General features: G+C 69.4%; 25 protein-coding genes and 1 riboswitch. Of the genes, 14 read left to right on the forward strand and 11 right to left on the reverse strand.

Annotated features, from left to right (window positions below; translation table 11 throughout):
- Positions 1–104 precede the first annotated feature (104 nt).
- The 5 genes from ACFY6U_RS32250 to ACFY6U_RS32270 all read left to right on the forward strand — a co-directional run bounded on the left by ACFY6U_RS32250 (position 105) and on the right by ACFY6U_RS32270 (position 6204).
- On the forward strand, positions 105–1193 hold the full coding sequence (locus ACFY6U_RS32250; RefSeq protein WP_390043839.1) for a metallophosphoesterase: 1089 nt from the start codon (positions 105–107) through the stop codon (positions 1191–1193).
- 181 nt (positions 1194–1374) lie between these two features.
- Positions 1375–2244, forward strand: coding sequence for a hypothetical protein (locus ACFY6U_RS32255; RefSeq protein WP_390043841.1), 870 nt, complete (start codon positions 1375–1377; stop codon positions 2242–2244).
- A gap of 405 nt (positions 2245–2649) precedes the next feature.
- Complete coding sequence (locus ACFY6U_RS32260; protein ID WP_390043843.1) at positions 2650–5100, forward strand: SIR2 family protein; 2451 nt, start codon at positions 2650–2652, stop codon at positions 5098–5100.
- Positions 5101–5336: 236 nt separating this feature from the next.
- Entirely contained in the window at positions 5337–5660 is a 324-nt protein-coding gene (locus ACFY6U_RS32265; protein ID WP_390043845.1) for a hypothetical protein, read from the forward strand.
- A 259-nt stretch (positions 5661–5919) separates the two neighbouring features.
- Positions 5920–6204, forward strand: a complete 285-nt coding sequence (locus tag ACFY6U_RS32270) for a hypothetical protein (protein WP_390043847.1) — start codon at positions 5920–5922, stop codon at positions 6202–6204.
- Between the two features lie 159 nt (positions 6205–6363).
- Here ACFY6U_RS32270 and thiC read toward each other — a convergent pair whose 3' ends face one another.
- The gene (gene thiC / locus ACFY6U_RS32275; RefSeq protein WP_390043849.1) at positions 6364–8184 is read right to left on the reverse strand and encodes a phosphomethylpyrimidine synthase ThiC; all 1821 of its coding nucleotides are present in this window, start codon (positions 8182–8184) and stop codon (positions 6364–6366) included.
- Positions 8177–8354: riboswitch (TPP riboswitch) on the reverse strand. It overlaps the preceding gene by 8 nt.
- 71 nt (positions 8355–8425) lie before the next feature.
- Between thiC and ACFY6U_RS32280 the strand changes: the two genes are divergently transcribed.
- Complete coding sequence (locus ACFY6U_RS32280) at positions 8426–9949, forward strand: YibE/F family protein (protein ID WP_390043851.1); 1524 nt, start codon at positions 8426–8428, stop codon at positions 9947–9949.
- Between the two features lie 172 nt (positions 9950–10121).
- Here the strand turns inward: ACFY6U_RS32280 and ACFY6U_RS32285 are convergent, their stop codons facing one another.
- The 4 genes from ACFY6U_RS32285 to ACFY6U_RS32300 form a co-directional block, all read right to left on the reverse strand.
- Complete coding sequence (locus ACFY6U_RS32285) at positions 10122–10559, reverse strand: SsgA family sporulation/cell division regulator (protein WP_093500910.1); 438 nt, start codon at positions 10557–10559, stop codon at positions 10122–10124.
- A gap of 98 nt (positions 10560–10657) precedes the next feature.
- Entirely contained in the window at positions 10658–11446 is a 789-nt protein-coding gene (locus ACFY6U_RS32290) for an IclR family transcriptional regulator (protein WP_390043853.1), read from the reverse strand.
- Between the two features lie 211 nt (positions 11447–11657).
- The gene (locus ACFY6U_RS32295) at positions 11658–11870 is read right to left on the reverse strand and encodes a DUF5326 family protein (RefSeq protein WP_089100495.1); all 213 of its coding nucleotides are present in this window, start codon (positions 11868–11870) and stop codon (positions 11658–11660) included.
- Between the two features lie 165 nt (positions 11871–12035).
- Positions 12036–12353: a cupin domain-containing protein gene (locus ACFY6U_RS32300; protein ID WP_089100494.1), complete on the reverse strand. Its 318-nt coding sequence runs from the start codon at positions 12351–12353 to the stop codon at positions 12036–12038.
- Positions 12354–12412: 59 nt separating this feature from the next.
- Here ACFY6U_RS32300 and ACFY6U_RS32305 point away from each other — a divergent pair, with 59 nt between their 5' ends.
- The 5 genes from ACFY6U_RS32305 (at position 12413) to ACFY6U_RS32325 (ending at position 16124) form a co-directional block, all read left to right on the forward strand.
- Positions 12413–12790 (forward strand): phage holin family protein, encoded by a 378-nt coding sequence (locus ACFY6U_RS32305; RefSeq protein WP_390043856.1) that lies wholly within the window; start codon positions 12413–12415, stop codon positions 12788–12790.
- A 7-nt stretch (positions 12791–12797) separates the two neighbouring features.
- Positions 12798–13289, forward strand: coding sequence for a low molecular weight protein-tyrosine-phosphatase (locus tag ACFY6U_RS32310; RefSeq protein ID WP_390043858.1), 492 nt, complete (start codon positions 12798–12800; stop codon positions 13287–13289).
- A complete protein-coding gene (locus ACFY6U_RS32315; protein WP_390043860.1) occupies positions 13286–14419 on the forward strand; it encodes a cystathionine gamma-lyase in 1134 nt (377 codons plus the stop codon). The genes ACFY6U_RS32310 and ACFY6U_RS32315 overlap by 4 nt, the downstream gene beginning before the upstream one ends.
- A gap of 228 nt (positions 14420–14647) precedes the next feature.
- Positions 14648–15553: a LysR family transcriptional regulator gene (locus tag ACFY6U_RS32320; RefSeq protein WP_390043862.1), complete on the forward strand. Its 906-nt coding sequence runs from the start codon at positions 14648–14650 to the stop codon at positions 15551–15553.
- Between the two features lie 88 nt (positions 15554–15641).
- Positions 15642–16124: an NUDIX domain-containing protein gene (locus tag ACFY6U_RS32325; RefSeq protein WP_294011603.1), complete on the forward strand. Its 483-nt coding sequence runs from the start codon at positions 15642–15644 to the stop codon at positions 16122–16124.
- 4 nt (positions 16125–16128) lie between these two features.
- On the opposite strand, the gene ACFY6U_RS32330 is transcribed toward ACFY6U_RS32325, so the two are convergent.
- Both ACFY6U_RS32330 and ACFY6U_RS32335 read right to left on the reverse strand, forming a co-directional pair.
- A complete protein-coding gene (locus ACFY6U_RS32330; RefSeq protein WP_390043865.1) occupies positions 16129–17586 on the reverse strand; it encodes a globin domain-containing protein in 1458 nt (485 codons plus the stop codon).
- A 307-nt stretch (positions 17587–17893) separates the two neighbouring features.
- The gene (locus ACFY6U_RS32335; RefSeq protein ID WP_390043867.1) at positions 17894–18526 is read right to left on the reverse strand and encodes an HAD family hydrolase; all 633 of its coding nucleotides are present in this window, start codon (positions 18524–18526) and stop codon (positions 17894–17896) included.
- Between the two features lie 191 nt (positions 18527–18717).
- Here ACFY6U_RS32335 and ACFY6U_RS32340 point away from each other — a divergent pair, with 191 nt between their 5' ends.
- A complete protein-coding gene (locus tag ACFY6U_RS32340; protein ID WP_390043869.1) occupies positions 18718–19584 on the forward strand; it encodes a GNAT family N-acetyltransferase in 867 nt (288 codons plus the stop codon).
- 69 nt (positions 19585–19653) lie between these two features.
- On the opposite strand, the gene ACFY6U_RS32345 is transcribed toward ACFY6U_RS32340, so the two are convergent.
- Together ACFY6U_RS32345 and ACFY6U_RS32350 are read right to left on the reverse strand one after the other, a co-directional pair.
- Positions 19654–20073: a heme-binding protein gene (locus ACFY6U_RS32345; protein WP_390043870.1), complete on the reverse strand. Its 420-nt coding sequence runs from the start codon at positions 20071–20073 to the stop codon at positions 19654–19656.
- Positions 20074–20118: 45 nt separating this feature from the next.
- A complete protein-coding gene (locus tag ACFY6U_RS32350; protein WP_390043872.1) occupies positions 20119–21327 on the reverse strand; it encodes an MFS transporter in 1209 nt (402 codons plus the stop codon).
- 142 nt (positions 21328–21469) lie between these two features.
- Here ACFY6U_RS32350 and ACFY6U_RS32355 point away from each other — a divergent pair, with 142 nt between their 5' ends.
- Positions 21470–21928, forward strand: a complete 459-nt coding sequence (locus ACFY6U_RS32355) for a MarR family transcriptional regulator (RefSeq protein ID WP_351491775.1) — start codon at positions 21470–21472, stop codon at positions 21926–21928.
- 9 nt (positions 21929–21937) lie between these two features.
- Positions 21938–22390 (forward strand): GNAT family N-acetyltransferase, encoded by a 453-nt coding sequence (locus tag ACFY6U_RS32360; protein WP_390043874.1) that lies wholly within the window; start codon positions 21938–21940, stop codon positions 22388–22390.
- 80 nt (positions 22391–22470) lie between these two features.
- Here ACFY6U_RS32360 and ACFY6U_RS32365 read toward each other — a convergent pair whose 3' ends face one another.
- Positions 22471–23856, reverse strand: a complete 1386-nt coding sequence (locus ACFY6U_RS32365; protein WP_390043876.1) for a serine hydrolase domain-containing protein — start codon at positions 23854–23856, stop codon at positions 22471–22473.
- 81 nt (positions 23857–23937) lie between these two features.
- A complete protein-coding gene (gene dnaB / locus ACFY6U_RS32370) occupies positions 23938–25413 on the reverse strand; it encodes a replicative DNA helicase (RefSeq protein WP_351491782.1) in 1476 nt (491 codons plus the stop codon).
- Positions 25414–25569 lie beyond the last annotated feature (156 nt).

Below are 25569 nucleotides of genomic sequence, written 5' to 3' on the forward strand. Positions count from 1 at the left end.
ACACGGCGCGACGGGCATTCCTATGATGGGCCCACGACACCGCGGGCCGCTGCGACCAGGCAGTCCGAAGCGGTGCAGATGCGGCGCGATGGTGGAGGGGTCTGATGACTCAGGGGGCCGGTCAGGGACCCGAGACGGAGCGGACGGCGACGTTGCGCGACTTCCGGGTGCCCGGGTACGTCAACGAGACCGGTCCGTACGCCCCCAGCACCCACCCCGGCGACGTCGTCCCGCCCTTCGACGACGCATACCCCGAGGGGCATCCGGACGGGTACACGCCCACCCAGCGGGACCTGCCGGTCATCAACCGCGGCGACACGCTCCAGGTGCCCGTCGAACCGGCCGGCGCCCCGGCCGCGCAGCCCGCGGACGGCCCCGGCCCGCTGTACGTCGTCGGTGACGTACACGGCTATTTCGACGAGCTGATGGCCGCGCTGCGCGAGCAGGGCCTGATCGACGCGGACGGGCACTGGTGCGCGGGCGTCGCCCGGCTCTGGTTCCTCGGCGACTTCACCGACCGGGGTCCGGACGGTATCGGCGTCATCGACCTGGTGATGCGGCTGTCCGCCGAGGCGGCCGCGGCCGGCGGCTACTGCAAGGCCCTCATGGGCAACCACGAGCTGCTGCTGCTCGGCGCCAAGCGGTTCGGCGACACCCCCGTCAACTCCGGCGCGGGCACCGCCACCTTCCAGGCGGCCTGGCTGCTCAACGGCGGCCAGAAGACCGACATGGACCGGCTCCAGGACCACCACCTGCAGTGGATGGCCCGCCTGGACGCCGTCGAGGAGGTCGACGGCTACCTGCTGGTCCACTCCGACACCACCGCCTACCTCGACTACGGCGACTCGATCGAGGCGGTCAACGACACCGTCCGCGAGACCATCACGCGTAATGACGCGGACGAGGTGTGGGATCTCTTCCGCAAGTTCACCAAGCGCTTCTCCTTCCGCGACGAGGGGGGTGCAGACGCCGTCCGTTCCCTTCTCGATACGTACGGCGGTACCCGCATCGTTCACGGACACAGCCCGATTCCCTATCTGCTGGGCGAAGTCGGCTCCGAGGAGGGCGAAGAGGGCACCGGTCCCGTTGTGGAAGGGCCGCACGTCTACGCCGACGGGCTCGCCATCGCCATGGACGGCGGCGTGACCATGGCCGGAAAGCTGCTGGTGAGGCAACTCCCGCTCAATACCTGAGCGTTAACCGGGCGGTTTCATCCCCTCGACGTCACACACGGGCCGCCCCCAATTTCCGGCAACCCCCTGTCACCGCGTGCCGTAACGGCTCTACCATCGGTTTATCCGTAGCAGGCTCCCCTCCGTTTCTGCCCGACGGCTCGCCGGCGTGCGAGCCACCAGCCCTACGGAGCATCGGGGGATGCACATGAACAGCGTTCCGCAGCACCTGCACAGCGAGGACCGTCAGGAGTACGAGCGGATCCTCGACGAGGCGCTGCGCTCCGCCCCGTACCGTCCCGAACTGGCCGGTATAGGCCAGCACTTGAATACCGAACAGCTGCGCACCATGGCGCTCAACGCCACCGCACTGATCACGGCGGCCGCGGCGACCGAGTACCAGCACTATGTGAAGGTCCGCGAGGAACTGCGCAATCCGGCGCGGTCCACCCCGGCCACCGTCCAGGAGTCCGGCTCCGCAGAGCCGGGCACGGGCGGCGCGATGGGGCTCGCCACCACCCTCGGCGAGGCCGCCGAGACCACCGGCGCCGGGGGCTTCGCCCTCGCGCTGGTCCTGGCACCGGTGCTCGCCGGCACCGCCGCCGCGATCTTCCTGCTCGTCGGCTACGTCCTGAAGATGCTGGACCCGGCCCCCGCGTTCGCCCAGACCATGCTCACCGCGGGCTGGGTGTTCGGCGTCGTGGCCGCGGCCGCCATCGTCATGGCCGGCGCGGGACTGCTGCTCACCGCACTGCGCAACAGCCCCTCGCTGGAGGCCGGAGCCTACGGCGAACCCGGCGGGGAGGTGGCCAAGGCCCGGGAGGCCTGGCGGGACGCCCTGCTGGAGCGCGGCATCGTGCCCTTCCTGCGGGAAGCACTGGCCGCCGACTCCGGCACGGCCGGACTGCGCCGTACCGCCCCGTCGGGCCCGGCGGGCCGGATGCCGCGTCTCGGTTACGACCGTCCCGGCTTCAGCACCGACGACGGCGCCGCACCCGCCCCCCGCCCGAGCTTCACCAGCCCGGACTACACCAGCCCGGACTTCGGAGGCCCGGAACACCAGCCGGAATAGCCCGGCTTGCGCCCCCGGCCAGGGGGCGCAGGCCGGACACCCGGCCAACGCGTCCACGCCGGGGAACCGACGGACACCACACCCGCCAGCCCCCTCCCGCACGCTCCCCGGGCCCGCCGTGCCTCCGCGATCGGCAGATACACCCGATTGCCCGCGGCCGCGAACTCCTTGCACCGGCAACGCCCTCGGCCTGCACTCTTCCGGCACGATGACGCCGCAGGGCATGAACGCGGTCGTCCTGGCCGTCGCATCCGCCTCGTCCAAGGCCCGGACTCGATACGATTTGCCCGACCGGAGGATGCGCGTTCCCCATGAACAGGGCTGACTGACCGCTCGAACCCGTCATGGGCGTGCTCACGATCCGGCACAGCACCGCGCTCACGCATCTCAGGAAGGGGACGGGTCGTGTCAACGCCGTGGATGTCGGTCGAGCAGTGGGACAGCATGATGCGGGCCATCACCGAGTCGAAGTACCAGCTGCTGCTGGGCGCCGGGGCCAGCCTGGACTCGGAGGGGCCGCTGGGGCCACTGCCCGGCGGCTGGGACCTCGCGCAGGAGATGGGCAAGGCGTTCTCGCTGCCCGGCAATCCGCGCGGGAACCTGCGCCAGGTCTTCTCGATGGCGAGGTCACGCGTCACGGCGGACGGCCAGAACGTCCTGGCCTACATGGCGGACCGCTTCGCCAACTGCACCGCACCGTCGTGGTACGCCGACCTCGTCTCCATCCCGTGGCGGTACATCTGGTCGCTGAACATCGATGACTCGGTGGAGAACGCCTACAACAAGCAGTTCACCGACCACACCGCCAAGGAACTCGTCCCCGTCTCCTGGACGGACCCCCACCGCGTGCCCTCGGGCCACCAGGTCATCCTCGTCCATCTGCACGGTGTCGCCTGGGCGAAGAAGATGGACGACCTCGTCTTCGACATCTCGTCCTACCTGTACGCGGTCACCCAGCGCCACCGCTGGCACAGCATCTTCGCCGACAGCTACCTGGAGACGCCCACCATCATCCTGGGCGCGAGCCTCAACGACGAGATCGACCTGGAGAACGTCCTGGAGAAGGGGCGTGTGCAGGGCAGCTCCGAGCCCTCCGTCATCGTCATGCCGACGATCGACGAGTTCGACAAGGAACGCTTCCGTGCGTGGGGCCTCATCCCGGTCGAGGCCACGGCCGAGGAGTTCCTCGCCAAGGTCCGGGCCAGCTGGCCGAAGTACTTCCAGCAGGCCGACGTGTCGGCCGACAACCCCAGCCGCATCAACCCGAACCTGCTGAGCTTCCTGAGCCAGTGGCATCCCATCCGCGCGGGCGACGAGTACCGCCTCGACGACCGGCACGACTTCTACGCCGGGCACGAACCCCTGTACTCCGACATCCTGCGCGACCTCGACTCACACCGCGTCCTCACCGACAGCGTCTTCCGCGAGGCGATGTCGGACGAACAGCAGAAGGTCATCTGCCTGACCGGCTCCGCGTTCACGGGGAAGAGCACGATAGCCCTGCGGGTCGCGAGGAAACTCGTGGAACAGGACTGGACGCCGTATCTGCTCGATCCCGAACTGCGCCCGTCCCAGGAAGCCACCCTGTGGTGGCTCAGACAGCATCCGAGGACCCTCCTCATCGTGGAGGGCGCAGCCGACTTCGCGAGCGACCTCGCCGACATGGCGCTGCACGCCAAGGAGCGGGGCATCCCCTTCAAACTGCTGGCCGTGGAACGGCGTTCGCGCGCCCGGGAGGTGCGCCGCAGCTTCACGGGTGGGGTTCGCCGACGCGGAGGTCTCCGACAAGCTGAAGGACACGGAGATCGAGGGTCTGATCCGACAGCTCAAAGGGCACGGACGGCTCGGCATCGTGGCCGCCGCAGGCCACACCGAACAGGTCGAGTACTTCACGCAGCAGCACCGCAGGAACCTCTTCTCGGCGATGTCGAACCTGGAGGAGGCAGACGGGTTCCGCACCAGGGTACGGACGGGCTACTCGCGCCTGAAGAGCGAGACCGAGCGAGCGGTGTTCCAGGCCGTGTGCATCACATCCGCCCTCGGATACGGGCTGCCGATCGGCGCTGCGGCGTCCGTCTGCGGACTGTCGGCGAGCGAGCTGAACGCCCTGCTGCACTCCGAGTCGGTGCTCGCCGATTTCATCCGCGTCGCCGGGGGACGCCTCCACCCGCGGCACCGGGCATTTGGCTCGTACATGCTGGAGAGCTCCTTCAGCGCGCAGGAGAACTACAACGTCACCCTGAAACTCGCCCAGCACTATGGCGTGCAGATCTCCCCGGCGGCCATCTCGTCGCGCACGTTCGCCTACCGTATGGTGCGCCAACTCCTCGACCACGAGATGCTGACCGTGTGGCTGGGCGAGGAACGCCTGGACGCCTGGTACGAGGCACTGCAGGAGACGTACGCCTGGAAAACGCACGGTACTGGGAGCAGCGGGCTCTCGGGGCGAGCAAGCGAGGCCGGCACGCCCCGGCCAGCTCGTGGGCCCGGCAGGCCATCGCCCAGCACCGTGACGCGTTCGCGCTGAACACGCTGGCCACCGTGCTGTTCCGAAGGTACCTCGCCGAGGGCGGGCCGGAGCACAACAGGACGGAGAACCTGCTGGAGGTCGCCGCGTACCTGGAGGAGGCGCGCGCCATGGCCGCCGAGGACTCGGAGTACCCGTACATCACCTTTTTCAAGTACACCCTCAAATGGGTGGACCGGGCCAAGAAGGCGAACGGGTCCATCGACAGGCGCATCGTCCGCCGGTGGAACGACTGGACGTACCTGGTCAACAACTCCCCGATCACGCGTTCGCCGGAGGTCAGAGACCAGTTGCAGTCGTTCCGCAGGAGGTGGCTCATGCTGGCCTGAGGACCATCACCTCCGGTTCGGGTCAGCCCGCGCTCTCCGGCGAGCGCAGGCTCCGAGTCGAGAGCGGACCGGCACACGGTGGCCTGCACGTCCGTATAGGCGAGCAGGTAGACGACGCGGATGCGCGATGCCGCGTGGGAACGGAAGTAGCTCACGGTCGCGGTCAACAGGGTATCCACGGTCTTGCCGAGGTCGCTGTTGCCGCCGCCGGTCCCGGGGAGCGGCAGCACCACCGAGTGCAGCGGCTCCCCGGCGGCGGCCAGCCGGTCCACCTCGGCGAGGACGTTGCGCACGCACCGCTCCAGGTCGATGACCTGCCGGTACCCCGAGCCGGGTTCTCCCTCCACGGCAGCGACATGCAGGATGCGCCGGACCTGGTGGCTCTCCCGCAGCTCTCCCGGCCCCGTGACCAGCACGGAGCCCGCCGTCACATGGGACCGGCCCGCCATGTGCTCGGCCAGCTCCAGGGCGATGGTGTCGTGTACCAGATGGCCCGCAGTGTCCCGGCAGCCGCCGTGGTACCGGATCGTCGCGGAAAGGGTGGGTTCGTCGACACGTGACATCTCCATCCGTGTGTTCTCGGAGTTGACCCACACGTCCGTCCCCAGCACGTTGACGACGTTCCCGGTGATCATCCCGATGCGATGGCGCCGGTTGCCCTGCAACGGCAGCTCGTACCGGGTGCACTGCAGGACGGGCCCCGGAGCGTCCTCCGCCGGCCGCTGCTGCGACAGTTGCCTGCGCAGCGCGGTGTTCTCCCGCGTCGCCTTCTTCAGCTGCGCCGAGACCTCGTCCAGACGCCGAGTCTTGCTGAGCCATGTGAACGACGCCAGCAGGAAGAAGGCGGCGAACCCGGCCGCCCCGCCGATCCCGAAGCCCAAGGCCCGACCCTCGGTCATCGAGTCCGGGAAGGCGGAGAACAGGAAGAGGGCCGCGGCCAGGGAGTACAGAAGGATCACCGGTAGCTGGAGAGAGTACTGGCGCCCGGCCCGGTCCGGCGCGGAGGACCAGATGTGCAGGGCGATGCCGGAGATGCAGAGGGCGGCAGTGATGGAGAGCTGCAGCGGACTCATCGGCCACGACTCCTTTTGGTCGCGTCACTGAACGGTCGATCGCTGTGCGGGGCAGCCCGCCTTGCCTCCGAGCATATGACTCGCCGTAGAGGACCAACTCGGATCGACACACTCAACTGCCCTGGCTACGACCGAGCTTGACCCTGTGTGTGTGGGGGGGCAGGCCTTCGGGTCTGCCCCCTTCACCATGTCAGTCGGCGATCGGCAGGTACACCCGGTTCCCGCTCGCGGCGAATTCCTTCGACTTCTGGAGCATCCCCTCCGCGACCTCCTCCGGTGTCGCCCCCTCGGCCGCCGCACCGCCGAACCGCTCTGTGATGCTTTGGCTAATCTTCATCGAGCAGAACTTCGGCCCGCACATCGAGCAGAAGTGAGCCGTCTTCGCCGGCTCCGCCGGGAGCGTCTCGTCGTGGAATTCGCGGGCGGTGTCCGGGTCCAGGGCGAGGTTGAACTGGTCCTCCCACCGGAACTCGAAGCGAGCGTCGGACAGTGCGTCGTCCCACTCCTGCGCGCCGGGGTGGCCCTTGGCGAGGTCGGCCGCGTGGGCTGCGATCTTGTAGGTGATGACGCCGGTCTTGACGTCGTCCCGGTTGGGCAGGCCCAGGTGTTCCTTGGGGGTGACGTAGCAGAGCATCGCCGTGCCCCACCAGGCGATCATCGCGGCACCGATGCCGGAGGTGATGTGGTCGTACGCCGGCGCGACGTCCGTGGTCAGCGGGCCGAGCGTATAGAACGGAGCTTCATCGCAGATCTCCTGCTGAAGGTCGATGTTCTCCTTGATCTTGTGCATCGGGACGTGGCCCGGGCCCTCGATCATGGTCTGTACATCGAAACGCCTGGCGATCCGGTTGAGTTCCCCGAGCGTGCGGAGTTCCGCGAACTGGGCCTCGTCGTTGGCGTCCGCGATGGAGCCGGGGCGCAGCCCGTCGCCGAGCGAGTACGTGACGTCGTAGGCGGCGAGGATCTCGCAGAGTTCCTCGAAGTTCTCGTACAGGAACGACTCCTTGTGGTGCGCGAGGCACCAGGCCGCCATGATCGAGCCACCGCGCGAGACGATGCCGGTCTTGCGGTTGGCGGTGAGCGGCACGTACGGCAGGCGCACGCCTGCGTGGACGGTCATGTAGTCCACGCCCTGCTCGGCCTGTTCGACGACCGTGTCCTTGTAGATCTCCCAGGTCAGTTCCTCGGCCCTGCCGTCGACCTTCTCCAGGGCCTGGTAGAGCGGCACCGTGCCGATGGGGACGGGGGAGTTGCGCAGCACCCATTCACGGGTGGTGTGGATGTTGCGGCCGGTGGAGAGGTCCATGACCGTGTCGGCGCCCCAGCGGGTCGCCCAGGTCATCTTCTCGACCTCCTCCTCGATGGAGGAGGTGACCGCGGAGTTGCCGATGTTGGCGTTGACCTTCACCAGGAACCGCTTGCCGATGATCATCGGCTCGATCTCCGGGTGGTTGACGTTGGCGGGCAGTACGGCCCTGCCCGCCGCGATCTCCTCACGGACCACCGCAGGAGAAACGTTCTCGCGGATGGCCACGTACTCCATCTCCGGGGTGATCTCGCCCCGGCGGGCGTACGCGAGCTGGGTCACCGCCTCGCCTTCCCGGCTGCGACGCGGCTGGCGCGGACGGCCCGGGAAGACCGCATCCAGGTTGCGCAGGCCACCGCGCGGCGAGGTGTGCTTGATTCCGTCGTCCTCAGGACGGACGGGCCGGCCCGCGTACTCCTCGGTGTCGCCGCGGGCGACGATCCAGTTCTCCCGCAGCGGCGGCAGGCCCCTGCGGACGTCGGTCTCGACGAGCGGATCGGTGTACGGGCCTGAGGTGTCGTAGAGCGTGACCGACTGCCCGTTGGTGAGATGCACCTGACGGACCGGCACCCGCAGGTCGGGGCGGGAGCCCTCGACATACCCCTTGTGCCAGCCGATGGACCTCCCGGCCTCCGGGGACGGTTCGCCCGTAATGGACTGTTCGTCCTGGCTGAAGGCAGGCGTGCGTGCGTCCTTGTTGGTCATAAGACCTACTCCCTACGCCGGCATTACCCGGTAACAGGTTCGGCGGTCGACGCAGCGGCTTCCGTCGGGCGGCGTTTCCTGCGAAACATCACACGTTCCACGTGAAACATCGCGAATACGGAGGTCAGCGCCCTCTCAGCCCGGTGCTCCGAGCTCCCGCGTGTGCAAAGGTGCCTCCACGCTAGCGTCAATTCGGGCGCGGTGAACAGAGGGCCCCTACCGTTCTTGCGATGATCGGGCGGTGACCTCGACACAGCAGCACCCCTATCCGCCCCCGGACCCGCGGCGCGGCAACGGCGCCCCGCAGGGCGGCGGACCCGGCCACGGGGGCCGTGGTGCCGGTGACGGACACATCCATGAGCAGGCCCTCAGCCATGCCCACCATCACGACAACGGCCATGCCCACGGCCACCGCGAGGCCCAGGACGGATCCGGACCCGGCGGGGGTCACGGCCATTCGCACGGGCACAGTCACAGCCACGGTCCCGCCGCGCCCGTCTCCAAGCATCTGCGCAAGGTCATCGCGGCGATCCTCATCCCCTTCACCGCCGCGGTCGTGGTCGGTCTGGTGGTGCTGTGGCCCGGCGGTGCCCCGCCGCACGAGCGCACCGGCGTCGGCTTCGACCGCCAGACGCAGGCGGCGACGGTCACCAAGGTCGTCTCGGTCAGCTGCAAGTCGGTCAACGCCTCCGGAGGCGGCTCGACCGCCGACACCGCCACAGCCGACGGCACTTCCTCGAAGGAGGGGGACGGCACCTGCAAGAAGGCCACCGTCCGGGTCGACACCGGCAAGGACAAGGGCCGTACCTTCACCGAGATCGTGCAGCCCGACCAGTCGCGGCAGTTGCACGAGGGCGAGCAGGTCGTGGCCGCGTACGAGCCCTCCGCACCCAGGGACCTGCAGTACTCGGTCACCGACGTGAACCGGAAGTTCCCGATGGCGCTGCTCGCCGGGATCTTCGCGCTCGCCGTCGTGGTGGTGGGCCGCCTGCGCGGTGTGATGGCCCTGGTCGCGCTGGCCGTCAGCTTTCTGGTGCTGACGCTGTTCATCCTGCCGGGGATCCTGCAGGGCTCGAATCCGCTGCTGATGGCGGTGGTCGGGTCGAGCGCCATCATGCTGATCGCCCTGTACATCTGCCACGGGCTGTCAGCCCGGACCTCGGTGGCGGTGCTCGGCACGCTGGTCTCCCTGTGCCTGATCGGCCTGCTCGGCTCGGAGTTCATCGACTGGGCCGCGCTCACCGGCAACACCGACGACAACACCGGCCTGATCCACGGCCTGTACCCGTCGATCGACATGAGCGGCCTGCTGCTGGCCGGTGTCATCATCGGTTCGCTGGGCGTCCTGGACGACGTGACGGTGACCCAGACCTCGGCCGTCTGGGAACTGCACGAGGCCAACCCGACGATGGGCTGGCGCGGGCTGTACCGGGCGGGCATCCGCATCGGCCGCGACCACATCGCCTCCGTCGTCAACACCCTCGTGCTGGCCTACGCGGGCGCCGCGCTGCCCCTGCTGCTGCTCTTCTCGATCGCGCAGAGCAGTGTGGCCACGGTCGCCAACAGCGAGCTGGTGGCCGAGGAGATCGTGCGTACCCTGGTCGGCTCGATCGGCCTGGTCGCCTCGGTGCCGGTCACCACGATGCTCGCGGCCCTGGTGGTGTCGGCCGACCGGCCGGGCACCGGGCCGGCCGCGTCCGTGGAGGCCGCACCGACCGGGCCGCCCACGGCACGCGGCGGGCGGGGGCGGCGCCGGAAGCGGTGACGGCGCGGTGGACGGCCCGGGAGGAGGCCGTCCACGACGTGGGGGCGCGGATGGTGCGCCGGTTGGGGAAGCGTTCCGGCAAGGGCCGCACACGGACACGCAGAAGCGTTCCTGCCCGTCCTCACGCTCACGCGGCTCGGACGAGCGGCGCGCGACTCCGTGCCGTAACGCTTCAGCCAGTGCTTGGCTCCTCGGCCAGGATGCGGTCCAGAGCCTCGTCGAGGTGGGCGTCGAAGTCGGCGAGCGAGCCCTCCTGGCCGAGCGGCACCAGCTTGTCCGTACGGTCGAGGAAGGCCACCAGCGGGGGCGCCGAAGACCGGAACACCGCCTGGTCGCCGCCGACCTGAAGCCGGATCAGCACCTCGCCCAGCACCTCGGAATCGGCGGGCGCGATGTGCACATCGCCCTCGCCGCACGGCCGCCCCACCCCGTCGATCAGCAGCTCCCGGCCGAAGGCCCAGGTCACCGGCGCGTCCCCGGGCAGGTGGAAGGTGAGCCGGACGGCATAGGGATCACAGGTCTCGTAGCGCAACTCCACGGGGATGCGGAAGGAGAGCTCCTCCGAGACGAGAAAGCTCATCATGACTTCTGCTTGTACGGACTCGCGCATTGCCTACCCCGTCATATGACACCGACTGGCCGGGATTTATCCCTTGCTGGTGGTCAAATCTTGCTGAAAGTACACGGGAGATCACAAGGAGTGAGTTTTCAGATACTGATAGCGATGGCCAGGGACCCCAGATGCCGACCCACTTCGGTCTGCAACTGCCGGACGGCGGGCAGCAGCCGGTCGGCCTGGTGGAGAGGGAGGGAGATGGCGATCGTGGCGGCCGTGGTGCCGACGGTGAGGGGGATCGCCGCACACACCGTCCCCAGCCCGTACTCCTGGCGCTCCAGCACCGGCTCCATCCGCCGCGTCCGCTCCAGCCGTCGCAGCAGCGTCTGCTCGTCACGGACCGTGTACGGGGTGAGGGGCCGCACGGGGTAGCGGTGGAGATGGTCGCGCCGGACGTCCTGGTCCAGCTGGGAGAGGAGACACTGGCCGACGGCGTGCGCGTGCCCGGTCTCGCGGAAGCCGGCCCACTCCTCGACCGCCGGGGTGGCCGGGGAGTCGGAGATGCTCATGACCTCGATCTCGCCGTCCCGGTACATGGCGTAGTACACCGGGGCACCGATCGAATCGCGCCAGTGAGCGAGGGTGTCGACAACCGCGCTGCGACGTTTCTGCTGCGCTCCGCTGCTACTCAGCCGCTCCGCCGCGTCACCGAGGAAGAACAGCCCCCTGTCACGGCGCAGATAGCCCTCGTGGACCAGGGTGCGCAGCAGGTGGTAGGCGGTGGGCAGGGCGAGGCCGGTTTCGCGGGCGAGTTGTTTGGCGGGTGCACCGTGTTCGTGTCCGGCGACGCACTCCAGCAGGCGCATCGCGCGCTGTACGGAGCCGATGAGGGTGGCCGAATGCGGCTGTGCGGAGTCGGCCGGGGAAGCCGGCCTCTGCACGGGGGGTGTGCCGGAACTGCGTTGGGTCGGGGGCGGGGGATGTTCCGTGGGTGCGGAGGTGGCGTCAAGCGTGGCCAAGAGTCACTCCCGGAGCGCGAGGGGGTCAGCGACTCTAACCGTCCGCCGCCGCTCCCGGTCGGCCCGTACGCGAAACTTCCCTCGCCCGAGGGAACCGGTGATTCCTGTTACCGGTCACCGATTCCCACGGTCCTCACCAGTCGCTCTTCGACGAGGAGTTCGACATGAACTTCCGCACGATGTAGATCAGTCCGCCGACCAGGGCCACGAAGATCAGCAGCTTGAAGAGCAGGAAGACCACCCAGCTGATCACGGCCGTGATCAGACCGCCGAACACCACCAGCGCGATGACCGGCACCGCGATCCACTTCACCCACCACGGCAGACCTGTGAAGATCTCTCGCATTGCCCTGTCCTCCGCCTTCTCGTGCGCTCCGGCACGTACGGTCTCGTGCGTCCCGCACGATGCGATGTCCTGCACCCGATGCTAGAGCCGCGAAGGGGTCGTACGGGGGCCCTGGATCCCTTGTCCTCCCCTGACCCGTCCCCTAGGGAACCCCGAGGCCCGAGGTCAGGCCTCGGGGGGAGAGAAGACGACCAGAACCCGCAGATCCTCGCTGATGTGATGGAACTTGTGGGCCACCCCGGCCGGGACGTACACCACGCTGCCCCGCGCCACCTGAGTGGTCTCCATGCCGACGGTGATCGCGGCGCGGCCGCTGACGACGAAGTAGACCTCGTCCTGGTTGTGCGGCTGCTGCGGGTCGTGCGAGCCGGCGTCGAGGGCGTAGAGGCCGACCGACATGTTCCGCTCCCGCAGGAACTGCAGGTAGGCCCCGTCGTTGGCGGCGCGCTCCGCCTCCAGTTCGTCCAGCCGGAATGCCTTCATCGCCTTCGTCGCCCTCGCCCCACTGCTCGTATCCGATCTCTTCTGCCACGATCAGACACATGAAGAATTTCGTAGTCAAGACGATCGCCAACGCGGGCGCCCTGGCGGTCGCCGTATGGCTGCTCGACAAGATCACCCTGACCGGCGACAGCACCGCCAAGAAGGTCTGGACGCTGATCCTGGTCGCCCTGGTCTTCGGCTTGGTCAACTTCCTGGTCAAGCCGATCATGAAGGTCCTGACCTTCCCGCTGTTCATCCTCACTCTCGGCCTGATCACCCTGGTGGTCAACGCGCTGATGCTGCTGCTGACGTCGTGGGTGTGCGACAAGCTCGACCTGAGCTTCCACGTGGAGGGCTTCTGGACGGCCGTCCTCGGCGGTCTGATCATCTCGGTCGTGTCCTGGGCTCTCAACATGATCCTTCCCGACGCGGACTGAGCCCCCGATGACCTACCGCGTCTGCTTCGTCTGCACCGGCAACATCTGCCGTTCCCCGATGGCCGAATCCGTCTTCCGTGCCCGCACAGCCGAGGCCGGACTCGACGACCGCGTCGAGACCGACAGCGCCGGCACCGGCGGCTGGCACGAGGGCGACGGCGCCGACCCGCGCGCCGTCCGCGTCCTCGCGGAGCACGGCTACGACAGCGAGCACACCGCCCGCCAGTTCCAGGCGTCCTGGTTCGCCCGCCTCGACCTCGTGATCGCCCTCGACTCCGGCCACCTCAAGGCGCTGCGCCGCCTCGCGCCCACCGAGGAGGACGCGCGCAAGGTGCGGCTGCTGCGCTCGTACGACCCGGCCGCCGCTGACGACCTGGACGTACCGGATCCGTACTACGGCGGTCTGGACGGGTTCGAGGAGTGTCTTGAGATGGTGGAGGCGGCGAGCGTGGGCCTGCTCGCCGCGGTGCGGGCCGAGGTGGAGGGAACAGCGGGATGAGCGAGGCGACCATGGGCGAGGGCACGCGGGCCGTGCGCGCGGGGCTGCCCGAGCCGGTCAAGAACGAGCCGACCCTGCCCGGGCCGGTCTTCGCCGCGCACTTCCATCTGCCCGGCGAGGTGAGCGGGCCGTACGCCTACGGCCGCGATGAGAACCCGACCTGGACCCATCTGGAGCGGGCGATCGGCGAGTTGGAGGCACCCGGTGATGCGGGTGTCGAGACGCTGGTGTTCGCCTCCGGCGTGGCGGCCGTCGCGGCGGTGCTCTTCTCCCAGCTGAGCGCCGGGGACGCGGTCGTGCTGCCCTCCGACGGCTACCAGGTGCTGCCGCTGATCCGTGCCCAGCTGGAGGCGTACGGCATCGAGGTGCGCACCGCGCCGACCGCCAGCGACGCCCAGCTCGACGTCCTGGACGGCGCGAAGCTGCTGCTGATCGAGTCGCCGTGCAACCCCGGGCTGGACGTCTGCGACATCCGGCGGCTCGCCGAGGAGGCACACGCGCGTGGCGCCCTGGTCGCGGTCGACAACACCCTCGCCACCCCGCTCGGCCAGCGGCCGCTGGCGCTGGGCGCCGACTTCTCCGTGGCCAGCGGCACCAAGCAGCTCACCGGCCACGGGGACGTCCTGCTGGGGTACGTCGCCGGGCGCGACGCGGAGGCCATGGCCGCCGTGCGCCGCTGGCGCAAGATCATCGGGGCGATCTCGGGGCCGATGGAAGCCTGGCTGGCCCATCGCTCCCTCGCCACCCTCCAGCTGCGGGTGGACCGGCAGACCGCGACCGCCCTGCTGCTCGCGGAGGCGCTGCGCGAGCGGTCCGAGGTGACGGCCCTGCGCTACCCGGGGCTGTCCGACGACCCTGCGCACAAGATCGCCTCGCAGCAGATGCGCCGCTACGGCTCGGTGATCTCCTTCACGCTGCCCACGCGTGCGCGTGCCGAGCGTTTCCTCGAGTCCCTGCGGCTGGTCGACGATGCGACGAGTTTCGGCGGGGTGCGTTCCACTGCCGAGCGGCGGCGACGCTGGGGCGGGGACGACGTACCGGAGGGCTTCATCCGGCTCTCGGTCGGGGCGGAGGATCCCGCAGATCTCGTGGCCGATGTGCTGCGGGCGCTCGACGAGTCGGACCGGTGACCGGATTGCGGACGCCCCCGCGGGCTGGGTTACGCATAACGGACGGTCCGAGCCTCCCCCCTCGTGGCTCGGACCGTCCCGGTTCTCGCGCGCCAAGAACCGCGCGACCAAGGCTAGTTGACTCTGCGTCAGTGTCCAATCACTGTAGCGACAGAGACCTATCGACTTATTTATAGTTGGGGCCTGCCCGAGGGCCGGAAAAGGGCAGGCCGAACGGGAGGGCGTGCGATGGATCTGGCCTTGCTGCGCACCTTCGTCACCGTGCACCGGGCCGGCTCCTTCACCCGCGCCGCCGCCCTGCTCGGCCTCTCGCAGCCGGCCGTGACCTCCCAGATCCGGACTCTGGAACGGCAGCTGGGACGACCGCTCTTCCTGCGCCAAGCCCGCGGGGTGACCCCCACGACCATCGGCGACGAACTCGCGCACAAGGCCGCACCGCATCTCGACGCCCTCGTGGAGATAGCGGAACGCGGCCTCGACGACGACTCCTCGGTGCGCACCCTGCACCTGGCAGGCCCGCCAGAGTTCACCGCCGAGCGCGCGCTTCCCGCGCTCACGGAGCTCGCCGGGGACGACGGTCAGGGCTTCGCGCTGCGTGCCTCGTTCGGAAACGCCGAGGAGACTCTGGAGGGGCTGTCCGCCGGTCACCATGACCTGGCCATCAGTACGGTCCGGCCGCGCGGCCCCCTGCTCACCGCCACCGCGCTGTGCGACGAGGAGCACGTACTGGTCGCCGCTCCGCGCTGGTCCGAGGAGATCGGCCGGGACGCGGTACGCGGCAAGGGCGCGGGCGTCCTGGAGAACCTCCCGGTCGTCGAGGTCCACGAGTCGCTGCCGTTCGTCTCGCGCTACTGGGGCTCCGTCTTCGACATGCGTCCGGCCGCCTCGGGCACGGTCGTGGTGCCGGATCTGCGCGCGGTCCTCGCCTGTGCGGCCGCGGGTGCCGGCCTCGCCGTGCTGCCCCGGTATCTGTGCACGGCCGCCCTGGAACGTGGTGAGGTCGTGGCACTGCACGATCCCGCGGTGCCCCCGCTTCGGACGTACTTCCTTGTGGTGCGCACCGGCACGCTCGCCATGCCCCATGTGGCACGGGCGCACGAGTGGCTCCAGCACGCGTCCGCGGACTGGGGCTGAGGACCGTTCCGCGAGGGTTGACGCAATGCGGCCGTACGGTGGCGCCTCGCGATGTTTCACGTGGAACCAGCTGGGCCACATTTCTCCCATGACCGTCCGACCCGTGGTCAAGCGCACCGCCCGTGCCGTTCTCCTGGACGGCGACGACCTGATTCTGATCAAGCGCACCAAGCCCGGTGTCGATCCCTACTGGGTTACGCCCGGTGGCGGGGTCGAGCCGGAGGACACCACCGTCGTCGACGCCCTGCACCGCGAGGTGGACGAGGAGCTCGGCGCCAAGATCACCGACGTGGTGCCCTGCTTCGTGGACACCGTGGAACACATCGGTGACAGCGGCAGCGCGACCGGTGTGAAGGTGCAGCACTTCTTCGTCTGCCGGCTGGAGTCCATGGACCCGGCCCTGCGACACGGCCCCGAAGTCGACGAGCCCGCCGGCGAGTACGAGATCGTGCGGGTCCCCTTCACGCGTGTCGGGATCGCCTCAGTCCATCTCGTACCGCTGTCGTTGCGGCACTACCTGGACGGCAACATCGAGGGCGTGCGGGCCATGCACGCTCCCGATCTCGGGTAACGGGTCAGTCTCCGGCGACGACCAGTTCCTCGACCGAGTCGTGCCGGATGCGGTGCGCGGGGATGCCGGCGGCCCGGAGCGCGGCGATCCCGTTGCGGATCATGCCGGGCGGCCCGGAGAGATAGGCGTCGCACTCGATCCACGGCCCGTATCCGCGGATGGCGTCGGGAAGCTGGAGGTGCGCCTGCTGGTCGACGACCGCACGGACCGCGAGCCAGGGATGGCTCTGCTGGAGCCGGAGCAGGGTGTCGATGTCGTACAGGTCGTGGTCGGTACGGGCGCCGTAGAACACCTCGACCGGACGGCGCGAGCCGCGTTCGGCGAGGTCCTCGACCATCGCCTTGATGGGTGCGATGCCGGTGCCGCCGCCCAGGCAGAGCAGTCCGTCGTCCCGCGTGTGGTCGACGGTCATCGAACCACCGGCCGGGCCGAGGCGGACGACGTCACCGGGGCGGGCGCGATGCACCAGCGAGTTGGAGACCCAGCCGGCCGGGACCGCCTTCACATGGAACGTGAGCAGGCCGTCCGAGCGGGGCGCGGAGGCGAAGGAGAAGTGCCGCCACACCCGTGGCCACCAAGGTGTCTCCAGACTCGCGTACTGCCCGGCGAGGAAGGGGTACGGCTGGTCCGGACGGAGCGTGAGTACCGCGACGTCGGCGGTCCTCAGCTCGTGGGCGACGATCTCCGCGTGCCACCACGCCGGCGCACGCAGTTCGTCCGTGGCCGCCGCGTCGATCATCACCTGGGACATGGTCGTGTACGCCCGGACCCAGGCCGCCTCCGTCTCGCGGTCCCAGATGCCCGTGGCGTACTTGCTCAGTGCGCCGATGAGGCACTCGCCGACGGCCGGGTAGTGCTCGGGCCGGGTGCCGTACTTGCGGTGACCGCGGCCCAGGTTCTGAAGGTACTCGACCAGGACGGGCGGGTTGTCGATGTGTTCGGCCGCGGTGAGCAGCGCCTTCAGCAGCCGGTCCCGCTGGGTGTCCATCGCGGCCGGGAACAGCGAACGCAGTTCGGGGTGGCGGACGAAGAGCAGGGCGTAGAAGTACGAGGTGACCTTGTCGGCGATCGGACCGATCTCGGCCATGGTGCCGCGGATCCGGATCGCGTCCGGGGAGGCGTCCTGCGGCTGCTGTGCGCTGCGCTGCGGCGGGACGCGCTGGCCGAAAGAGCCGGATGCGGGGTGCCCGGTCGCGGGAGCGAAGGGGCCGGGTGCCGCGTGCTGTCCGGCGGGCGGGGCCTGAGGGGCTCCCTGAAGGCGCGTCGGCTCCGCTGTCGACCGTATTCGCTCCCGGGGCTCCGCGGGCACGAGAGGGCGGCTCTGGGGCGGTTCCTGCCCGCTCCCCGGCGCCACGCCCGGAGGCCCGGCGGAAGAGTCGACCGCGGGCCTGTCGTGGGACGTGAACCAGTGGCCCCCGCCGGCCCCGTCGTTGCCCGCCGACGTGGTGGTCGGAGCGTCCATGGTGTGCCCTCGCCTCGAACATCTTGCGGTCGGTCTGCGCACTTCACTCGGAAGGTGCTTGCTTTCCCCCGTTGACGGCCAGCTCTCCCCGGTCGGGCCCCGTGGCCGACACGACCACATTCAACCCGCGATTCCCCCGTGTACGGACAAGTAAGGCGGGAGTGTGACATGGGCCGCAATCACTCCCGCAGGGAGCGTCCCGCCCCGGACGTTAACCGGAGTCGACCCTACCGGCCGTCGCCGTGCACACAAGTCCCCCCTGTCTCCCCCGTGAAACTGGCAACGGGCGAACCATCGGTTCCTTCAATTACCGGGCGCCGCGCGCCAATTCATAGGCATCCCACAGATCACGGCCCGTGTAGGAGTACGTCGCGAGACCGGCGAGATGTCCGTCCGCATTGACCGCCACGGACACCGGAACCGCGCCGAACAACTCCCTGTCCGACATCGAGTCGCCGTAGGCGACGCAGTCCGCCCGGCCGACCCCGAACTGCTCGCACAGGCGGTCCGCGATCGTCACCTTCGCCGCGGCGGTGAGGGCCCCCGCCGGGTCCACGGGCTCGACGAACGGCACCGCCGGGAAACGCGAACCGAAGGCCGCGTGGGCTCCCCAGTCCAGCAGACGCTCCACGAAGAACGAGGGTGAGAGCGAGACCACCGCGCAGTAGTCCCCCGATTCCCTGATCTCGGCCCAGACGTCCCTGATACGGGCGAGCCACGGCGCGCTGTCGAATGCCGCCGTCACGTGGGCTTCGGTCAGCTCGGCCCAGAGGGTGTACACCCGCGCCGCGTACTCCGGCGGATCTATCCATCCCGCCGAGATCGCCCGATCAAGCTCCATGGTCTCCGCTTCCAGGCCGAGTTGACGGGATATCTCGACGGGTGCGGAGCTGCCGTGCAGCAAGGTGCCGTCAAGATCGAAGAGGTGAAGTCTCGCCATGGGCGCGAGGCTAACGGGCAGCGTATGGATCCTCGGTGCGGCAACCCGACGGGGACCATACGGCGATGTTTCACGTGAAACGTCCTGCGTCTGTCCAGGGACTGAGCCGCGGACTACACATGGCCAAAAGCGCGTGCATCTCCCCTGAAACAGGTGGACGCCGGGGGTGTCGGTCGGCAAGCCTGACCTGCGTGTCAACTCCTTCCGACGCCCCTCTGCCCATTCGCCGACTGACGCCACGCGATCTCAGCGCCTGCGCCGACTTGTCCGAGGATCGGGGGTGGCCCCGTGAGGAACACAAGTGGCGCTTGCTCCTCACGGCCGGGAAGGGATACGGCATCGACGACCCCGGCGGGGGCCTGGTCGCCGCCTGTGTCATCACGGAGTACGGCCCGAGGGAACGCCCGCATCTCGGCGCGGTCGGCATGGTCCTGGTCGCCGCACGGCATGCCCGCCAGGGCATCGGACGTCGGCTGATGCGGCACATCGTCTCGGCAGCGGGAACGACTCCGCTGACCCTGTACGCGACACCGAACGGTCGGTCGCTCTACGAGGAGCTGGGATTCAAGGTCACGGGGCGTTCGGAGATGCTCCGCGGCTCCTTCACGCCGGGCGGACCCGAGCCGCGGATGGTGACCCGCGCGGCCACCGCCGAGGACCTCGGTTCCATCCTCCGGCTGGACGAGGAGGTGTTCGGCGTCGACCGCACTCTGCTCATCACCCGGCTGCCCGCGTTCTCGGACCTGCTGCGCGTCGCCGTGGACGACGGGCGGATCGTCGGGTACGCGGCCGCCTGGCCCAACATGGACACACATGTCGTCGGACCGCTGATCGCCCGCGACACGGGGACAGCGAAGTCCCTGATCGCCTCGCTCGCCGCCCACACCGACCGCCCGCTGCGTACCGACATCGACGTCCGCCACGAGGAACTGCTGGCCTGGGCGAAGGCCCGCGGGCTGGCCTCCGTCGCCATGAACTCGGTGATGACCTACGGGATCACGGAGTCACCGGGGGACTGGACGCGACGGTTCGCGCCACTGACGGTCGCGGCGGGCTGAGAAGCCTTCGATCGTGGCGAACGCCGGCTCCCTGGAAGGACCCGGCGTTCGCGGTCGAGTGAGGTGCGGTCAGGCGAGTGCGGCTACGGCGGCGGAGGCGAAGCCGTGGTCCTGGTCGGGCGCACCGCCGCCGACACCGATCGCCCCGATGAGCCGGCCGTCCCGCCGGACGGGGACACCACCGGCGATGAACAGCAGCGGCCTGTCGAGCGCGGTGGGGAGGGTGTGGAAGGGGCCGCCGGGCTGGACCGCGTCGACGAGGTCGGCGGTGGGGGTGTTCAGCTGGAGCGCCGTGTAGGCCTTGCGGGTGCTGGTCTCGCCGGAGATCAGCACGGCGTGGTCGTCCCGCCGGAAGGCGAGCAGATGACCCCCGGCGTCCAGGACGGTGACGCTGACGGTGACCCCGGCGACCTCGGCGGCGCGACCGGCTTCGGCGATGAGGAGCTCGGCGTCCTGGGTGGTGAGCGGGGCGACGGTGGTGGTGGTCATGGTTCTCCTTGGATGGTGCTGACGTGCGGTGAGAGATGCGGGCGGTCAGTGGTGGACCGACGCCCGCTGTCCTGCGGGTGTACCGCCGGCGACCACCGCGCTAGGGACGCTGTCGCGGCGCTCCAGTGCGGCCGACAGGAAGGCGAGGACGAGGGCGGCCGCGGCGAGGGCGGCACCGACCCAGTTGGGGGAGGTGTAGCCGAAGCCGGCGGCGATCACCATGCCGCCGAGCCAGGCGGACAGGGCGTTGCCGAGGTTGAAGGCGCCGATGTTCACGGCTGACGCCAGGGTGGGAGCGCCGTGCGCCTGGTCCAGGACACGCTTCTGGAGCGGCGGGACGGTGGCGAAGCCCAGGGCACCGATCAGGGCCACGGTGACGGCGGCCGCGATCTTGCTGTGCGCGGTGAGCGTGAAGAGGGCGAGAACGACGGCCAGGGAGCCCAGGGACACGTACAGCATGGGCATCAGGGCGCGGTCGGCGAACTTCCCGCCGACCAGGTTGCCGCCGACCATGCCGAGGCCGAAGAGGACCAGCAGCCAGGTCACGGAACCGTCGGCGAAGCCGGTGACATGGGTCATCATCGGCGCGATGTAGGTGATGGCCGCGAAGACCCCGCCGAAGCCGAGGACGGTCATCGCCATGGCGAGCAGGACCTGAGTGTTCTTGAAGGCGGCCAGCTCGTGCCGCAGGTGCACGCCCTGCGGCTTGGGCAGCTCGGGGACCAGCTTGGCGATGCCGACCAGGCCGACGACGCCGAGGGCGGCGATGATGCCGAAGGTGACCCGCCAGCCGGCGTGCTGTCCCACGAAGGTGCCCAACGGGACGCCGATGACGTTGGCGACCGTGAGGCCGGTGAACATCATCGCGATGGCCCCCGCCTTCTTGCTCGGGGCGACCAGCTCGGCCGCCACGACCGAGCCGATGCCGAAGAAGGCGCCGTGGGCGAGGGAGGCGACCACCCGGCCGATCAGCATGACGGCGAAGACGGGGGCCACGGCGGTGAGCAGGTTGCCGGCGATGAAGAAGCCCATCAGCAGCATCAGCATCCGCTTGCGGGGAACCTTCGTGCCCAGCACGGTCATCAGCGGGGCGCCGATGACCACGCCGAGCGCGTAACCGGTGACAAGCAGGCCGGCGGTCGGGATGGAGACCCCGAAGTCACCCGCGACCTCGGGCAGCAAGCCCATGATCCCGAATTCGGTCGTTCCGATTCCGAAGGCCCCGATCGCGAGGGCCAGAAGCGCGAGAGGCATGGAGGTACGACCTTCCCAGACGATTGCAGGTGCGCTTTGCGTGCGTTCACAATAATTGCAGACGCGGGCTATATGCAAGCGAGGGATATTGCGAGCCTGCTCTATCCTGGGTTCAGCAGCTCCGGGACGGAGGAAAACGCCCATGACAGCGACGGACCCCGCGCTCACCGCCCTAGCCCAGGGCTGGTGCGCCCTCTCCCTGCTCCACGGCAGGATCGAGGCGCACATCGAGCGCGCCCTACAGGCCAAGCACGACCTGAGCGTCCGCGAGTACTCCCTGCTCGACGTGCTCAGCCGGCAGCACGACGGCGAAGGGGGCCATCTGCAGATGAAGCAGGTGGCCGACGCGGTCGTACTCAGCCAGAGCGCCACCACCCGGCTGGTCACACGCCTGGAGGACCGCGGCCTCCTGGAGCGCTACCTCTGCCCGACCGACCGTCGCGGCATCTACACCAACGTCACCGAGGCGGGCCTACGCCTGCTGGAAGAGGCTCGCCCCACCAACGACACGGCGCTGCGCGAATCCCTCGACGAAGCCGCCAGGAACGCAGATCTGGCTCCCCTGGTCCGCGCCGTGGAGTCACTGCACGTGCCCGCATAGGCTGCGGATATGGGAGACCTTGACATACGTACCGCGGTCGCCGACGACGTCCCGGCCATCGTCGGCATGCTCGCCGACGACCCGCTGGGCGCCCGGCGGGAGACACCGGACGACCTGGCGCCCTATCTGAGCGCCCTGGAACGGCTCAGCGCCGATCCCAACCAGCATCTGGTCGTGGCCGTCCGTGAAGGCCGCGTCGTCGGCACACTCCAACTCACGGTCATTCCCGGGCTGTCGAGGCGCGGTGCCACCCGGTCCATCATCGAAGGTGTGCGTATCCACGCCGACGAGCGCGGCAGCGGTCTGGGCACCCGGTTCATCGAGTGGGCTATCGACGAATCCCGCCGCCAAGGCTGCCAGTTGGTCCAGCTGACCTCGGACACATCACGGGTCGACGCTCATCGCTTCTACGAACGGCTCGGTTTCACCGCCTCGCACACAGGCTTCAAGCTCGAGATCTGACCCCAGCGGCTTACAGCCGAGCGGAGCATGCGGGCGGGGGCGGTGTTTCACGTGAAACACCGCCCCCGCCTTCCCGTCCGCTAGCCGATCCCCCGCCATCCCTCGGGATCCACCCCTCCGGGCACGGGAGCCGTCTCGTCGTACGGCTGACGTGTGAACACGAACGATCCGACGTCCAGGTGGCTCACGCCACCGTCCGTGCGCCGTACGGGCCGTAGCAGCACTCCGGCGTAATAGCCCTCCAGGCCGGTCCAGGTGCCGTCGCGGTTGGAGCGGAAACGGGCTCGGCGGCCGACGCCGGTCAGCGGCCCCAGCGAGACCAGCCCGTCGGCCGCCACCCGCAGCACGAAGGCATGTGTTCCCCAGTACCAAGGGCCTGCCAACTCCAGGACGGACGGCTCGACCTGGGGCAGCGGGCGCCATGGCTCGGGGATGCGCGGCTCGGCCTCCGCGACGATACGGACGAGGTCGGCACCGGTGGCGGACAGCAGGGGGCCGGAGGTGCAGTTCGCCAGTACCACGGCCGCCACGTCGTCGTCCACGCTGATGGTGAGGTTGGCCAGGAAGCCGGGCAGCGAGCCCGAGTGCCCGACGAGCAACCTCCCGTCACGGCGCTGGATCTGCAGGCCGAGGCCGTAGGTGGCACCGTCCATTACGTCGGCGGCCTCGGCGGGGGCCGCCGGAGTGCGCATCTCCCGCACCGACTCGGCGCTCAGTACTCGGTCGTCCCCGGCCGCCAGGAACGCCGCGAAGCGGGCCAGGTCGCCGGTGGTCGACCAGAGCTGCCCGGCCGGTGCCATCCGCCCGAGATCCTCCAGCGGCTCCGGGAGCAGGGCGTCGGCCCAGGGGTGCACCGCCCAGCCACCCGCGTGCGGCGCATGCGGCTGGGCGGTCGTGCGGTCGAGGCCCAGCGGCTCGAGCACCTCCCGCCGCAGCACCTCCTCCCAGGGGGCACCGCGGAGTTCCTCGACCAGCGCGCCGAGCAGGGTGTAGCCGGGGTTGGAGTAGTGGTGGCGCCGGCCGACGGGATGCAGGAGGGGCTGCTCACCGAGGACGTCGCTGAGCTCCGGCCGCAGCGAGCCCGGCGTGCGCTCCCACCAGGGTGCCGGGGACTCGGCCGCCAACCCTGCGGTGTGTGCGAGGAGTTCGGCGATGGTCGCCTCCCCCGCGCCGGTACCCGGCAGATGTTTCTCCAACGGGTCGCCGAGGTCGAGCAGCCCCTCGTCACGCAGCCTGAGCACCAGAACGGCAGTGAAGGTCTTGGTGATCGAACCGATCCGGTACTGCACGTTCTCGTCCGGCCCGTGCCCGTCCACCGAGGTCCGCGCCCCGTGCCAGACGGCCCGCCCGCCGCGCACGACCGCCGCCACCAGTGACGGCGCCCGGCCTTCGGACTGAGCCACGGCGATCCGATGCAGCAGCGCCCGCCGGGTGGCGGGGAGCAACTCTTCCTGGAATGTCGTCATGCGCCCAGTCCACCTGGTGGGCGGACCGGCGTCGAGTCCATTTCGCCGGCGCGGATCACGTCGGTGCTGTCCCGGCTCGGATCAGGTCTGTGCCATGTCCACGAAGCGGGAGTAGTGGCCCTGGAAGGCCACGGTGATCGTCGCCGTCGGGCCGTTTCGGTGCTTGCCGACGATGATGTCCGCTTCGCCTGCGCGCGGCGACTCCTTCTCGTAGGCGTCCTCGCGGTGGAGCAGGATCACCATGTCGGCGTCCTGCTCGATGGAGCCGGACTCACGCAGGTCGGAGACCATCGGCTTCTTGTCCGTGCGCTGCTCGGGACCACGGTTGAGCTGTGAGAGCGCGATCACCGGAACCTCCAGCTCCTTGGCCAGCAGCTTGAGGTTTCGCGACATGTCCGACACCTCCTGCTGGCGGCTCTCGGACCGCTTGCCGCCGGACTGCATCAGCTGGAGATAGTCGATGATCACGAGCTTGATGTCGTTGCGCTGCTTCAGCCGACGGCACTTGGCGCGGATCTCCATCATCGACAGGTTCGGGGAGTCGTCGATGTAGAGCGGCGCAGCCGAGACGTCGGGCATCCGGCGGGCCAGCCGGGTCCAGTCCTCGTCGGTCATCGTGCCGGAACGCATGTGGTGCAGGGCGACCCGGGCCTCGGCGGACAGCAGACGCATCGCGATCTCGTTGCGGCCCATTTCGAGGGAGAAGATGACGCTGGGCAGGTTGTGCTTGATCGACGCGGCCCGCGCGAAGTCCAGCGCGAGGGTGGACTTACCCATGGCGGGACGCGCGGCGATGACGATCATCTGGCCGGGGTGCAGGCCGTTGGTGAGCGAGTCCAGGTCGGTGAAGCCGGTGGGCACGCCGGTCATCTCGCCGGTGCGGGAGCCGATCGCCTCGATCTCGTCGAGGGCGCCCTCCATGATGTCGCCGAGCGGCAGGTAGTCCTCGCTGGTCCGCTGCTCGGTGACGGCGTAGATCTCGGCCTGGGCGCTGTTGACGATCTCGTCGATGTCGCCGTCGGCCGCGTATCCCATCTGTGTGATGCGGGTACCCGCCTCGACCAGGCGGCGCAGCACCGCCCGCTCGTGGACGATCTCCGCGTAGTACTCGGCGTTCGCCGCCGTCGGCACCGTCTGGACGAGGGTGTGCAGATAGGAGGCGCCGCCGACCTTGTTGATCTCGCCGCGTTTGGTGAGCTCGGCGGCGATGGTGATGGGGTCGGCCGGCTCGCCCTTCGCGTAGACGTCGAGGATCGCCTGGTAGATCGTCTCGTGCGCGGGCTTGTAGAAGTCGTGGCCCTTGAGGATCTCGACGACGTCGGCGATGGCGTCCTTGGAGAGCAGCATGCCGCCGAGCACGGACTGCTCGGCGTCCAGGTCCTGCGGGGGAACCCGCTCGAAGGTGGCGCCCCCGCCGTCCCAGTCCCCGCTGTCCCGGCCCCGGTCGTGCCGGTCGTCCCGGCCGCGACCGCCGTCGTCCCGTCGGCGGGAGGCGGGCAGACGATCACCCGGACCGGCGTCGGCCCACGGATCGTCCAAGGGCTCGGAAATGCTCACCGAGCCACCTCCTCCCGTCCGCACCGCGGACCTCGCCATGCCCTCTTTTGTACGGCACGGCACTGACAACCAGGACGCCCCATTCCGGTTCTGGACGCGTCGGTTTTATGAGGTTTCCGAGGCCGCGACAAGGAGCGGGTGCCGGACCACGTTAGG

Source organism: Streptomyces sp. NPDC013157, from assembly GCF_042899865.1.
In the GTDB taxonomy this organism is placed as follows: domain Bacteria; phylum Actinomycetota; class Actinomycetes; order Streptomycetales; family Streptomycetaceae; genus Streptomyces.